The sequence below is a fragment of the Parendozoicomonas callyspongiae genome, assembly GCF_023502345.1.
GTDB lineage: Bacteria > Pseudomonadota > Gammaproteobacteria > Pseudomonadales > Endozoicomonadaceae > Sansalvadorimonas > Sansalvadorimonas callyspongiae.
The window spans coordinates 54,017-67,036 of record NZ_JAMFLX010000021.1 but is presented as its reverse complement, the minus strand read 5'-3'; the positions used below and the strand labels follow the sequence as shown (position 1 = coordinate 67,036).

General features: G+C 48.7%; 13 protein-coding genes. 6 read left to right on the top strand and 7 right to left on the bottom strand.

All coding sequences use genetic code 11. The features are described 5' to 3' along the window. Positions 1–80 precede the first annotated feature (80 nt). A complete protein-coding gene (locus tag M3P05_RS14895; RefSeq protein ID WP_249700648.1) occupies positions 81–593 on the top strand; it encodes a GNAT family N-acetyltransferase in 513 nt (170 codons plus the stop codon). A gap of 208 nt (positions 594–801) precedes the next feature. After that, positions 802–1,344 (top strand): chorismate mutase, encoded by a 543-nt coding sequence (locus M3P05_RS14890; protein WP_249700647.1) that lies wholly within the window; start codon positions 802–804, stop codon positions 1,342–1,344. A 276-nt stretch (positions 1,345–1,620) separates the two neighbouring features. Here M3P05_RS14890 and M3P05_RS14885 read toward each other — a convergent pair whose 3' ends face one another. Then, positions 1,621–3,417 carry a phenylacyl-CoA dehydrogenase gene (locus M3P05_RS14885; protein ID WP_249700645.1) on the bottom strand — a complete coding sequence of 599 codons (1,797 nt, stop codon included), beginning with the start codon at positions 3,415–3,417 and terminating at the stop codon, positions 1,621–1,623. 291 nt (positions 3,418–3,708) lie between these two features. On the opposite strand from M3P05_RS14885, the gene M3P05_RS14880 reads away from it, so the two are divergent. After that, positions 3,709–4,563, top strand: coding sequence for a PhzF family phenazine biosynthesis protein (locus M3P05_RS14880; protein ID WP_249700643.1), 855 nt, complete (start codon positions 3,709–3,711; stop codon positions 4,561–4,563). Positions 4,564–4,631: 68 nt separating this feature from the next. On the opposite strand, the gene M3P05_RS14875 is transcribed toward M3P05_RS14880, so the two are convergent. From M3P05_RS14875 to bioB, 6 genes are read right to left on the bottom strand one after another with little or no spacing between them, the layout of a single operon-like run. Beyond that, positions 4,632–5,030, bottom strand: a complete 399-nt coding sequence (locus M3P05_RS14875; RefSeq protein WP_249700642.1) for a hypothetical protein — start codon at positions 5,028–5,030, stop codon at positions 4,632–4,634. A gap of 24 nt (positions 5,031–5,054) precedes the next feature. Next, positions 5,055–5,732, bottom strand: a complete 678-nt coding sequence (gene bioD, locus M3P05_RS14870; protein ID WP_249700640.1) for a dethiobiotin synthase — start codon at positions 5,730–5,732, stop codon at positions 5,055–5,057. A gap of 7 nt (positions 5,733–5,739) precedes the next feature. Further along, positions 5,740–6,582 (bottom strand): malonyl-ACP O-methyltransferase BioC, encoded by an 843-nt coding sequence (gene bioC, locus M3P05_RS14865; RefSeq protein WP_249700638.1) that lies wholly within the window; start codon positions 6,580–6,582, stop codon positions 5,740–5,742. 2 nt (positions 6,583–6,584) lie between these two features. After that, positions 6,585–7,301 carry an alpha/beta fold hydrolase gene (locus M3P05_RS14860; RefSeq protein ID WP_249700636.1) on the bottom strand — a complete coding sequence of 239 codons (717 nt, stop codon included), beginning with the start codon at positions 7,299–7,301 and terminating at the stop codon, positions 6,585–6,587. Further along, the gene (bioF, locus tag M3P05_RS14855) at positions 7,289–8,491 is read right to left on the bottom strand and encodes an 8-amino-7-oxononanoate synthase (RefSeq protein WP_249700634.1); all 1,203 of its coding nucleotides are present in this window, start codon (positions 8,489–8,491) and stop codon (positions 7,289–7,291) included. Before bioF ends, M3P05_RS14860 begins: the two co-directional genes overlap by 13 nt. 11 nt (positions 8,492–8,502) lie before the next feature. Next, complete coding sequence (gene bioB, locus M3P05_RS14850) at positions 8,503–9,555, bottom strand: biotin synthase BioB (protein WP_249700633.1); 1,053 nt, start codon at positions 9,553–9,555, stop codon at positions 8,503–8,505. 269 nt (positions 9,556–9,824) lie between these two features. On the opposite strand from bioB, the gene M3P05_RS14845 reads away from it, so the two are divergent. From M3P05_RS14845 to M3P05_RS14835, 3 genes are all read left to right on the top strand, one after another. Further along, positions 9,825–10,388, top strand: coding sequence for a ComF family protein (locus M3P05_RS14845; RefSeq protein ID WP_249700632.1), 564 nt, complete (start codon positions 9,825–9,827; stop codon positions 10,386–10,388). 71 nt (positions 10,389–10,459) lie between these two features. Continuing rightward, entirely contained in the window at positions 10,460–11,860 is a 1,401-nt protein-coding gene (locus M3P05_RS14840; RefSeq protein ID WP_249700631.1) for an MATE family efflux transporter, read from the top strand. A gap of 64 nt (positions 11,861–11,924) precedes the next feature. Further along, positions 11,925–12,914, top strand: a complete 990-nt coding sequence (locus M3P05_RS14835) for a serine/threonine protein kinase (protein WP_249700630.1) — start codon at positions 11,925–11,927, stop codon at positions 12,912–12,914. Positions 12,915–13,020 lie beyond the last annotated feature (106 nt).

The window sequence follows — 13,020 nt, the reverse complement described above, 5'->3', positions numbered from 1 at the left end:
TGCAATGAACTCCCCCAAAACCCCCGCCAGTCTGGCATACTCTTCAAGGGCAGAAAAGTAAATCCTGGCAGAAGAAAGCTATGAGCGACCCAGATAGAACTATCAGAGATATCGGGCCACAGGACATCCAAGCCATCACCCGTATCTACAACCACTATATTCAACACTCCACCAGCACTTTTGAAGAACAGCTGGTGACCGAAAAACAAATCGAAGAAAGGGTTCGCAAGGTTACGGATAGCTTCCCAATCAGTTATCCATGGCTGGTTGCGACTGAAAAAGGAGATGTTGTCGGATATGCCTATGCCAGCCCCTGGAAGGAGCGATCAGCCTACCGCTTTGCCTGCGAGACCAGCGTCTATATGGACTCCACAAGCCACAGCCGTGGCACTGGCTCTCTGCTTTATCGCGAGCTTCTGGCTCAGCTGGCCAGCCTGGGCATCACAACAGCTATTGGAGTTATCACCCTGCCCAACCCTCGCAGCATCAAACTGCATGAGCGTATTGGGTTCCAGCAGGTTGGACACCTTCATAAAGTCGGTTTCAAATTTGGAGAGTGGCACGACACCTGTTACTGGCAAAAACAGCTATAGCTTCAGCAATACAGGCCGAAATCCTCTGCAACAGACAAATGCAGGTGATTTCATGGCCAGTCCGGTTTCCAAGCCCGTATATACCCACTCCGGGACTCCTTTGCTGGCAAGCTCGCAACTGATACGCAGCCAGGGTGAACCTGATCTCTCTAAGCTCCACCTTCCACGGGGAAATGCCTCTCCATCCAGGCCACTTCATGCAATATCTGTGAACAACCTTGATCTGTCTGACACGCATGTTCGGGAACAAATCACGCAACTGCTTAATATCACCTGTGAGCGCCTTAACCTTATGCCCAGAATGGGTGAACTGAAGTTCACCATGGGAGTTGAGCCATTCGATGAGGGTCAGGAGAAAAGGGTGTTAGATAAAGCCATCCAAAAAGCTAAAAGGCTTGGTCTCCCAAAAGACTTGGTTATACGCTTTATCCAGACTCAGATGGATATTGCAAAACTTATCCAGTCTCAGATCATTGAACAGTTAACAACGCAAGGCTTGCCCAAACTAACAGATGAAGAAATACAAGCTGCTGCGAAAGAACAATCAACACTTAGGTCAACCATCGGAGCCAAAATGGAGCCTCTGTTTTTGGCTTTAAAACCACTGATAAATGAGTTGTCATCACCGATTATACAAAGAGAAATATCCCGGCAACTGGATAACAATAGATACACAGGTGAATGCGCCAAGCCAATAATTAGAGAAGAAATCAAAAAATCTTTCAGGAAGGCAGCTGGCCAAATACATTAACATCAAGCAGGGCTTTTTTATCAATTAAAGCTGAAGTCTAACGATTTAACACAGACGGTTAACATTTAATCAGCTGCCAGCAGCTAAGCTGAGAGCTTCCCAGAAGCTGACTGAATGGGGGAGCAATACCCTTTTCTTTCTTCGGCTAGTTCCCACGATCTATCTGCTTTGGCGCTCAGCAAAAGCCAGCTGGAAATACATGTATCAGGAGCAGAATAACAAAAGGCTTTTGGGTCAGGATCAACCCAAAAGCCTGCGAGTCAAACAAATTGAGTCTTAGCCAAAGTGAGCTTCAGACATAGCCATAACACTTTCCGCACCTGCTTCGATACAGGCTTTATGAGTCTGTGTACGAGGCAGAATCTTCTGGAAGTAGAAGTCGGCAGTCTGAACTTTGGAGGTGTAGAAACCTTCTTCTGTTGATCCTTCGGCCAGTTTGTCCTTGGCAACCCGCACCATATCAGCCCACAGGTAAGCCAGAACGACATAGCCGGAGTACATCAGGTAATCCACAGCGGCTGAACCAACCTCTTCCCTGTTCTTCATGGCCTTCATTCCAACCTTCACGGTCAGCTCACCCCACTCCTTGTTCAGAGCAGACAGCTTGGGGATGTAGTCTTTCAGAGCTTCATCATCGACATGCTTCTGACAGAATTTATGAACAACCTTGGTGAAGCCTTTCAAGGATTCACCCTGCGTCATCAAAACCTTACGACCAAGCAGATCAAGCGCCTGAATACCGGTTGTTCCCTCATAAAGAAGCGAGATACGGGAGTCGCGGACATTCTGCTCCATGCCCCACTCACTGATAAAGCCATGACCACCGTAACACTGGACACCAAGGTTGGCTGCTTCAAATCCGGTTTCTGTCATAAAGGCTTTTACAATTGGAGTCAGGAAACCAAGCAGGGCATCAGAGGCTTTGCGCTCTTCCTCATCTGCTGAGTGCTGGACAATATCCGCATGCTTGCCAGCATAGAACAGCAACGCCCGGTTACCTTCTGCAAAAGCTTTCATGGTCAAAAGCATCCGACGAACATCTGGATGTACAATAATCGGGTCAGCTGGGCCATCAGGGTTTTTCGGACCAGTCAGCGAGCGCATCTGCAAGCGTTCACGCGCATAGCGCAGTGCACCCTGGTAAGCGATTTCGGCATGAGCCAGCCCCTGCAGACCGGTACCAATACGGGCAGTGTTCATGAAGGTGAACATGCAGTTCAAACCTTTGTTGGGGGGCCCGATCAGGTAGCCGGTAGCACCATCAAAGTTCATAACGCAGGTGGAATTACCGTGGATGCCCATCTTGTGCTCAAGAGAACCACAGGACACAGCATTACGCTCACCAGCCGAGCCATCATCATTAGGCAGACACTTGGGCACGATAAACAGTGAAATACCCTTGGTTCCCTGAGGCGCATCAGGAAGACGGGCCAGCACAATATGAACAATGTTATCTGCCATATCGTGCTCACCGGCTGAAATAAATATCTTGGTGCCGGTCACCTTGTATGTTCCATCCGCCTGAGGCTCTGCCTTAGTCCGCAACATACCCAGATCAGTACCACAGTGAGGCTCTGTCAGGCACATGGTGCCGGTCCACTCACCACTTACCAGCTTGGTCAGATAGGTCTGTTGCTGTTCTGGGGTACCGTGTGCATGCAGCGTATTCATTGCACCATGACTCAATCCGGGGTACATACCCCAGGACCAGTTGGCTTCACCAATCAACTCACTCATCACGAGGTTGAGAGATTCCGGCAAACCCTGACCACCAAACTCCGGCTCATGGGCCAGTGATGGCCAGCCGCCTTCAACAAACTGCTGATAGGCTTCCTTGAAGCCGTTTGGTGTGGTGACACCCTCTTCTGACCATGTGCAGCCTTCCCTGTCTCCCACCTGATTCAGCGGAGCAATAACCTGTTCACAGAACTTGGCACCTTCTTCGAGAATGGCATCGACCATGTCCGGCGTTGCCTCATCCATACCAGGCAAAGACGCATAATGCTCTTGATAACCAAACAATTCATCGCGAACAAAGCGGATGTCACGCAGGGGGGCCTTATATTCCGGCATGTTTTGTGACCTCGGTAGTTATGATTGTGATTTGGTCGACGTAGCCGTTCAAACACGGCTTTTAAACAGATGTTTGAAACATACGTATAGGTACCTAACCTGTCAAGAGCTGACATTACTGCTCAGGCAGTCATATACCGGCCTTTTTCCTCTAGTTGCCCCTGCCTGGTTTAAGTTTTACAAGGCAAATGAAGATTCTTGTTATACAGACAGCTGAACTGCCATATATGGGTAACGTTCAGCTCTGTCCTGTTCAGAGAGTGAGAAAGTACTTTTCATGAAAGGGCATTTATGATTCGAATCAAAATATTCCGCCTGGACACCTTCACTGATACTGTGTTTTCCGGTAACCCGGCCATGGTCTGCCCTCTCCCGGAGTGGCTTCCGGAAGATGTGTTGCAGGGCATTGCTGCCGAAAACAACTCTGAAACCGCTTTTATCGTCGGTGGACACTCGTCGTATCACATTCGCTGGTTCACGCCGGTGTGCGAAAGTAACCTCTCGGCCCACGCAACCTTGGCTGCAGCCAAGGTCATTCGGGATGAGCTGGGTGATATGTCAAAAACTCTCACTTTCAAAAGTCTGCGGGGAGAATTAACCGCAAACTTCCTGGATAAAAGAGTCGAACTGTCTCTTCCCATCGATTATCCATTCGAATCAAAAATGCCGGAAGAGCTGAAGCAGGAACTGGGCTTTACGCCTGTTGCGGCAATGCTCGGTCAGGATGACTGGCTGGTCGTGGCACCAGAAGAATCTATTGTGTCAGGTATGAACCTTGTTCTTCTTGATAATCCGGCCTGTCATACACGCGGAATGGTTGTTACAGCCGCATCTGACACCCCAGGAACTGATTTCGTTTCCCGCTGCTTTGGTGGGCCTGGCACCGGAATTATTGAAGATCCGCTCAATGCGTCAGCTCACTCACTGCTGACAGCCTACTGGTCTGAAAAGCTGGACAAAAATCTGCTTATTGCCAAAAGCGCTTCACACCGGGGTGGGGAAATTGAGTGCCAGTTAAAACATGACCGGGTACTTATACGCGGAGAAGCCAAACTGTATATGGATGGAGAGTTACGAGTTCCCGGTGATTATTTTGCTGCAGAGAATCTCTACTCAGACTCTGTAGTGCATACCAGAACCTACTGACATTGAACGCCACTTCATAAAACGACCATAGACTTTCTTACGGCCATGGTCGTTTTATATTCAAGGGCCTATTTAATAGTGCAGGTAGGCACACACATCTGAATACAGAAGACATCTGAACCCTGATGACGGCAAACAGAAGCACATTCATTATATTTTCCACCCAGTTCGGCGCAGTTTAACGCACTGATGTGCTCACACTCCTGATGTCTGTTCAGCCACGTTCCTCCCTTGCTTAAACAGCCAACTGCTTTTTTGGAACCTGTCACTATTATCTCAAGAGGAAAGGATTCCGCTACCACAACCGTGTCCAGAACCCCCTCATCTTCAAGCATCTCTATTTGGTCAAGAATCTTCTGACCACCAGTTAGAGTCGCAGTCACTCTGGTATCAACGGGTTTCTGCAGTACGGAGCAACCAGCTAGAAGAATAACCAGGCAGGCAATCAATATTCTGGGCAGTTTCATAACGGCACCTACGAAAAGAGCGAATTAAAACTGGGGTAACGTCAGGTACTCTGCAACACATTTCGGTGTCGGATTTTCCAAATGGGGAACCTCACCGAGGCAGGGTACTGGCAACAGACCTTTCAGGGTAGTCATGTTTTCCTGAAAGCGGCTCATTTCCGGTTCGGCACGATTCGCCACCCAGCCAACAGGCTTTAAACCATCCTTGATAATGGCTTCAAGCGTCATTACAGCATGGTTGATACAGCCAAGCCTCATCCCCACAACCAGAACTACAGGCGCATTCAGCAGTTTAGGAACACTGGAATACATCTCCCGGGGAGACAGTGGAACACGCCATCCGCCAGCACCTTCAATCAGAGTCAAATCTGCACCACGCATCATAACTCCGCGGCAGTAGCCGGCCAGCTGATCCGCTGTGATTTTCCGGTTTGTTTCCTGCAGACCTATATGCGGCGCAATAGCAGGCTCAAGAGCAATGGGGTTAACCTGCTCATAAGGCAGATCCATTGTGCAGGCAGATTGCAGTGCCAGAGCATCATTGTTCCGCAAACCTTCTTCTGTTTGCTCACATCCTGAAGCAATGGGCTTTACGGCTGCAGTCGTCAAACCATCCAGCTGAGCTCTGGCCAAAAGGCCGCAGGACACAACTGTTTTGCCAGCATCGGTATCCGTGCCGGTGACAAAAACTGTTCTTCTCATTATCAAACTACTCTGATTGACTGATTTGATCCGGCTTGCAAAGAACTCCGTAAACAACCTGATAACTGGCCGGGAATCCTTTCTCGGTTTTGTAGGACTCGTAACCTTTGGTCAAAGTTTTAAGAACACTTCGACCAGAAAGCCCTTTGCCCTGGCTGTTAATCACAGTATTTGCACCCAGTGCTTTCATTTCTCTAAGCAGATGCAGGACAGAAGGGTAGTACAGGGTTTCGGTTTGCTGGCAGAAGGTATCCACTTTTAAACCGGAAGCATTGACGCGCTGCTTCTGAAGAGTATGACTCTCGTACTGATTAACATGAGGGCTACTGTCTACACTCAGCCAAGCTTGTTGCAATTCATGCAAACTACCGGCAGCCAGAGTAGAAAACACAAAGCGTCCGCCAGGTTTGAGGACACGCTTAACCTGCTCCAGAACCTCTGAGAAACAGTCGCACCACTGTACAGCCAGACTGGAAAATACCAGGTCAAACCTGTTTTCATGGAAAGGAAGTTCTTCTATATCACCGGACAGCCACTGACAGTTTTTCAAATCCGGCTGATTCTGGGCATAAGCCAGCATTCCTTCGGAGATATCCAGACCAGCCACATCAGCAGTTGGAAAACGCTGAACCAGCGCCCGGGTTTCAAAACCTGTGCCACACCCCATATCTAGGATGGAAGCACCCTCATCAAGATCAGGGAGTCCTAGACGAACTCTGGCAGCAACAATCTGCTGTAGTGTTGCAGCAGAATCATAGGTTCCTGCGGCTTTGCTGAAAGACTCAGCAACCTGCCGTTTATCGACTCGTGGAGTTATTACCTCGCCGGTCAGCGTGGGCATATATGTCATCTTCAAGCCTCCCTGCTAAATGAGTTGACCGCTTGAACGACTTCTTCTGTGTGATCCAGGAAAATTCCATGGCTGCCAGACAGCACAGTCACTTTATGCTGTGGAACTAGGGCCTGCAGGTCTGTGGCAATATCTGACTTTGCCAGAGGGTCACTGTCAGCCAAAAAGTGCAGGGCAGGGCAGCTAACCTGAGACCACAATGGCCGTGCATCTTCAGCCAGACGATCCAGTAACTCTCGCCAGTCGGTATCGGTACCCAAAGCCCATTTTGCCGATGCCCTGAAGGCGCGGATTGCGCCTTTCATATCATTACTGCCACGGGCACAGACCGGGGCAAAACCTTTCATGGCAGTTTGAATATCAGCAGCCACACCGTCCGCAAACTCTTTGTAAGCATCAGGGTGTTTGCCACCTGTCCAGCCATCGGCAGTAACATATGAGGGTGTACTTCCCATCGTGACTAACGCAGCTACCTTTTCAGGGTTTCTGGCCGCGTAACGGGCACAAAGGTTACCTCCCAGAGACCAGCCAACTAAAACAGTCTTCTGACCATTAATTGCAGTATCCAGCAAGGCGTATAAATCATCCCAGGTTTCGCCTTGAGCCTCTGCCAGCGACAATGAAGTAACGTGATGGCCTGAACTTTCCAAAGCCTCAGCCAAAGGAGAAAGAATCTCCGCAGACATGGCCCAGCCAGAAACAATAACTACTGCTGCCATTTCATCTTCTCCCTGGCCTGTATTCCATTTATGTTCTTGCTGACTTTTTCCAGCGCTGACAGCAAGCGGTTAACGTGCTCTGTCGTATGAGAAGCACTGAATGTCACCCGCAGCCGCGACATACCATTCGGCACAGTAGGCGGTCGGATGGCTGTAACCAGTATGCCTTCCTCTGCCAGAGCTGCACTCATAGCCAGTGCGTTTTCGGCAGTTCCCACAAGAATTGGTTGAATCGGTGTGTTGGATTCCATCAGTTCCAGCCCGAGCTGTTCACAGCCGGAACGAAACTGATCAATCAAATCTTTCAGATGCTCACGCCGCCACTCTTCATCTCTTAAGAGGCGAAGACTGGTTCGTGTTGCTTCTGCAACAGCTGGAGGCATGGAGGTGGTGTAGATATAGGTGCGGGCAAACTGCACAAGAGTCTCAATCAATGCCTCGCTGCCCGCGACAAAGGCTCCAGCTGTTCCAAAGGCTTTACCAAGAGTTCCCACCAAAACAGGCAGATCTTCAGTACTCATATCATGGAGATCAGCCACTCCACGACCGCCAATACCGACTGAGCCAAAGCCATGAGCATCATCAACCATCAGCCAGGCATCGTGCTTGCGTGCAACAGTTGAGAGTTCACGGACAGGAGCGATATCACCATCCATGCTGAACACACCGTCTGTCACAACCAGTTTGCGCTCGGTTTCACTGCGCTGAAGTTTTAACTCAAGACTTGCAGGATCGTTATGAAGGTAACGCTGGAACCGGGCACCGGATAGCTGCCCGGCATCAATCAATGACGCATGATTGAGTCGATCCTGGAAAACGGCATCACGCTTTCCCAACAACGCACTTATCACGCCGATGTTGGCCATGTAACCAGTGGAAAACAGAATTACCCGTGGTCGACCGGTAAACTCAGCCAGCTCTTCTTCCAGTTTGTGATGGGCTTCACTATGACCGATCACAAGATGTGACGCTCCACCACCAACACCATATTGGTCAGTAGCCTTGCGGAAGCTTGCAATCACCTCGGGATGATTGGCTAGCCCCAGGTAGTCATTGCTGCAGAAAGCCAGAGTTTTTCTGCCATCAACAATCACTTCCGGCCCCTGGGCACTGCCCAGAAGCTTTCGTTCGCGGTACAGATTGTCGTCCCTGCGTTTCGCCAGAGCTGCGTCCAGATTAAATGCGCTCATACCGGCACATCTCACACAGCTGCAGCGTCTACAAACAGGGCCTCATCCTGTTTTTTCTGAACCTGATCAAGCAGTTCAATTTCCTGCTCTTCATCATCATGCTCAACCACACGTCGCTCAGGATTGATACCCAGCTTTTTGAACAGCAGTTTGTCTTTGTGAGCTTCAGGATTCGGTGTCGTCAGCAGACATTCACCGTAGAAAATGGAGTTGGCACCCGCCATAAAGGCCAGAGCCTGCATCTGCTCGTTCATATCTGTACGGCCAGCGGACAGGCGGACATGGGACTTAGGCATCATGATGCGGGCAACGGCGATGCAGCGGATAAAATCAAATGGTTCCAGATCTTCAACATTATCCAGAGGTGTTCCATCCACTTTTACCAGCATATTGATGGGCACACTTTCCGGGTGCTGTGGAAGGTTAGCCAGATTAACCAGCAGACCAGCGCGATCACTGGAGTTTTCACCCATTCCGACAATACCACCGCTGCAGATTTTCATTCCGGAGTCACGAACAAAAGACAGCGTTTCCAGACGATCTGAATAAGTACGGGTGGTAATAATGTTTTTATAGAACTCTGGTGAGGTATCCAGGTTGTGGTTGTAGTAATCCAGCCCGGCTTCTTTTAACTGCTGAGTCTGTTCTCTGGAAAGCTTGCCCAGAGTCATGCAGGTTTCCAGACCCAGTTTTTTTACGCCCTTCACCATTTCGAGGACGTATGGGAAATCTTTCTTTGGTGGATTCTTCCACGCTGCACCCATGCAGAAACGGGTCGCGCCAGTTGCACGGGCCTGCTTGGCTTTTTCCAGAACCCGCTGAACCTCCATCAGCTTTTCTTTTTCCAGACCGGTGTTGTATCGACCACTCTGCGGGCAGTACTTGCAATCTTCAGGGCAGGCTCCAGTCTTGATAGACAGAAGTGTGCTAACCTGCACTTCGTTTGGATCAAAGTGCTGACGATGGATCGTCTGGGCCTGAAATAACAGATCGTTGAATGGCAGAGCAAATAGCTCTTCGACTTCCGCGACAGTCCAGTCGTGACGAGTAGTTGTGTTCTGCATAATGGGTATCAGGCTTCGTGTTGCTCCGGCTTCTGACCGGTTATTTCAGGGAAGGTTTTCCATGTAACTTGCTGCGATAATACCCGATGAGACAAGACAGTCAACCAACAAAAACACCGGCAGTTTACTTTCGGGTATTTTTTGATCAGACGGATTTTGCCATATGCCCTCTGTGTAAAGACAAAAGTTCTCCTACCACCGTGTTATGCAACAAATGCCTTATATCACTGCCTGTCCTCGGGTGGTGCTGTGAGAAATGCAGGGAACCCTTGCCCGAAGCAAACTCACTGTTTTGTCGCCAATGCCAGAAGTACGAACGTCCTTTTAATGACTGCATTATCCCTTTCACATACGAGCCACCTGTTTCCAATATGTTGAAGCAGCTGAAATACGGAGGAAGGCTGATCTACCTTCGTCCTTTGGTCAGCAGACTTGCTGATTCACTTGAAAATCACTATCAGGACAAGGAATGGCCGCAGGCAATTATTCCAGTTCCATTACATTGGTGGCGATTAAGAAAGCGGGGGTTCAATCAGTCGAACCTGATTGCCAGAAGCATTTCTAAAACAACGGGCATACCCGTACTGAGTAATTGCATTAAAAAAAGGAGAGCAACTCCCCAAAGAGGTCTGGCTTTGTCAGAGAGAAAACGAAATACCAAGAATATTTTTTCTCTAAAAAGGGCTCCAGGAGTCAAGCATGTTGCAATTGTTGATGATGTTATGACAACAGGTTCAACCGTTGAAGAACTCTGTCGTACCTTAAAGAAAACAGGAGTTCAGACACTTGATATCTGGTGCCTGGTGCGAACGCCTGCTCATTACACCGTTTAATAACAGGAAAGAAAAAATATGGTACACATTCAAAGTAGTTAGTTAGGCTAACCAAAATAGAATTTGAGTTTATGAGTGAAGCAACTGGCATACAAGATAACAGCCAGAACATGATGGCCAACCTTCCAGTAGGAAAACTGTTCTGGAAATACACTCTGCCTGCAGTCATGGGCATGGTTGTTAATGGCCTCTATTCGGTAATTGACGGAATTTTTATCGGGCAGGCTGTCGGTGCAGAGGGCCTTGCTGCCATCAACCTTTCCTGGCCCATTTTTGGGGTGCTTTTCGGGTTTGGTCTTATGGCTGGAACCGGAGCTTCAGCACTTTACTCCATTAACAGAGGGGCTGGAGATACAGAGAAAGCCCGTAAAGTCATGGGCAATGTTTTTGTCCTTCTGCCCATAATCAGCTTTGCTCTTGGTGCTGTTTTATATGTACTGGCTGGCGACTTACTGATGCTTCAGAAAGCCTCCGGGCCAGCTCTGTCCATGGGTATAGATTATCTGCACACCCTGAGTTTTGGTGCATTACCTGCTTTGGCCGGAATGGCTCTGCCTATGCTTGTTCGAAACGATGAGAAGCCGAAATTAGCAACGGCACTGATGTGCTTTGGTGCAGTAGTCAACATCTTCCTGGACTGGATATTTGTTGTGATGCTTGATCAAAAGGTTCAGGGTGCCGCACTGGCAACTGTCATGGCCCAGGGACTGGTCATGATCATTGGAAGTAGCTATTTCTTTAGTCGACATGCGACAAGCCCTCTCAAACTTTCTGATCTTCGGTTCAGCCTCAAGCTTTCAGAGAAAACCATGGCGGTCGGCTTTTCAAGCTTCGTTATGTTCCTCTACTTCAGCATTGTTATGATTCTTCACAACCGGCTGTTTCTGGAATATGGCAACGTAACTGTACTGGCAGCATATGCCATTGTTGGATATGTGCAGGCTTTCTATTACATGTTCGCAGAAGGTGTAGGCCATGGCATACAACCCATTGTGAGCTTTAATAAAGGAGCAAATAACAACCGAAATATCAGGGATGCACTGGTAATGGCTGCATCCTGGGCCATCGGTATAGGTGTAACAACCCAATTATTGTTGAATCTATTCCCTGAACTGCTCGCGAGTATTTTCATAAACAATGATCCAGCTCTGCTGGAATCAACAGTGCTTGGACTCAGGCTTCATCTGTTCACGATGTTTCTTGATGGTTTTATTGTGGTGTGTGCAGCCTATTTTCAGGCTTTGGCACTCGCCAGACTGGCGACGCTTATCTCTATCGGCAACATGCTGATTCAGATACCTATGTTGCTGATTTTGCCTAAATGGCTGGGCACAACCGGTGTATGGATATCCATGCCGATATCCAATATTTTCCTGGTTATCGTGGTTCTGTATTTCGTGATTCGGGATTTGAAGCAGCGCAAAGCCCAAACGAACATCAAAGCTCAGGAAGTCATTAAGAAAGCCGCCTAAGAAAGCTATGGCTGACTGGTTGCAGGCTCCCTACAATAGATCCACCTGAAATCTGGAGCCTGCAATGTCAGATAATGACCAACACCCTTATGAATCTTTGACACCTGATTTGGTCATTGATGCCGTTGAATCCCAAGGCTATTTAAGTGATGCCCGCATTCTGGCACTGAACAGCTATGAAAACCGGGTTTACCAGGTAGGTCTGGAAGACGAATCCCCCATTATTGTGAAGTTCTACCGGCCCGGCCGCTGGAGCCGTGAGCAGATTCTGGAAGAGCATGCGTTTGCCCAGGAACTCGAGGCTTTGGATATTTCCGTTGTTCCTCCTATTTCCAATAAAAACGGAATTACCCTGCACGATTACAGCAGTTTTATGTTCAGCCTTTACCAAAGAAAAGGCGGGCATGCGCCAGAGCTGGATAATATGGATCACCTGTTCAGCCTGGGTCAGCTTATGGGGCGTATCCATAATGCTGGTTCTCTGCATACATTCAGCTATCGCCCTGAAATCACACTGCAGAGATACGCGATAGAGACTTCAACTTATCTGCTGGAAAATAATGTAATTCCCTCCAGCCTGCTCCCCGCTTACGAAACCCTGGCAAGGGATTTGATCGACAAACTGCAGCGTATTGACCAGCAGAACGATCCAAAAATTATCCGCCTCCATGGCGACTGCCATGTGGGCAATATTCTGTGCCGGGATGATGTTTTTCATTTTGTCGACTTTGATGACTGTATCAACGGCCCTGCTATTCAGGATCTTTGGATGTTTCTCTCGGGAGACCGCCAAAGCAAAATGGCTCAGCTCTCCGAGTTAATTGACGGCTATAACGAATTCCATGATTTCAACGCAGTCGAACTGAATCTGGTTGAATACTTCCGCACTTTGCGCCTGATGCATTACAGCGCATGGCTGGCACGACGCTGGAAGGACCCGGCATTTCCTATTGCCTTCCCCTGGTTTAATTCCGAACGTTACTGGGCTGATCATGTTCTTGAGTTAAGAGAGCAAATGGCCGCTCTTGATGAAGAACCGCTGACTTTATTCTGATCATATGACCGGAACGTAATGTTCCGGTCGCAATTCCCTTATTGTAATTCTCTGGTGAGGACAAAGCCTGCCGCTACACTTTAACTAATGTACCCAGAATCCGTGA

What these genes read in the sequence shown, in the direction of transcription:
- M3P05_RS14840 (WP_249700631.1), top strand. Translation starts at nt 10,460, where the DNA reads ATGAGTGAAGCAACTGGCATACAAGATAACAGCCAGAACATGATGGCC.
- M3P05_RS14860 (WP_249700636.1), bottom strand. Translation starts at nt 7,301, where the DNA reads ATGGCAGCAGTAGTTATTGTTTCTGGCTGGGCCATGTCTGCGGAGATT.
- M3P05_RS14880 (WP_249700643.1), top strand. Translation starts at nt 3,709, where the DNA reads ATGATTCGAATCAAAATATTCCGCCTGGACACCTTCACTGATACTGTG.
- M3P05_RS14895 (WP_249700648.1), top strand. Translation starts at nt 81, where the DNA reads ATGAGCGACCCAGATAGAACTATCAGAGATATCGGGCCACAGGACATC.
- bioF (WP_249700634.1), bottom strand. Translation starts at nt 8,491, where the DNA reads ATGAGCGCATTTAATCTGGACGCAGCTCTGGCGAAACGCAGGGACGAC.
- M3P05_RS14885 (WP_249700645.1), bottom strand. Translation starts at nt 3,417, where the DNA reads ATGCCGGAATATAAGGCCCCCCTGCGTGACATCCGCTTTGTTCGCGAT.
- bioD (WP_249700640.1), bottom strand. Translation starts at nt 5,732, where the DNA reads ATGAGAAGAACAGTTTTTGTCACCGGCACGGATACCGATGCTGGCAAA.
- bioB (WP_249700633.1), bottom strand. Translation starts at nt 9,555, where the DNA reads ATGCAGAACACAACTACTCGTCACGACTGGACTGTCGCGGAAGTCGAA.
- M3P05_RS14835 (WP_249700630.1), top strand. Translation starts at nt 11,925, where the DNA reads ATGTCAGATAATGACCAACACCCTTATGAATCTTTGACACCTGATTTG.
- M3P05_RS14875 (WP_249700642.1), bottom strand. Translation starts at nt 5,030, where the DNA reads ATGAAACTGCCCAGAATATTGATTGCCTGCCTGGTTATTCTTCTAGCT.
- bioC (WP_249700638.1), bottom strand. Translation starts at nt 6,582, where the DNA reads ATGACATATATGCCCACGCTGACCGGCGAGGTAATAACTCCACGAGTC.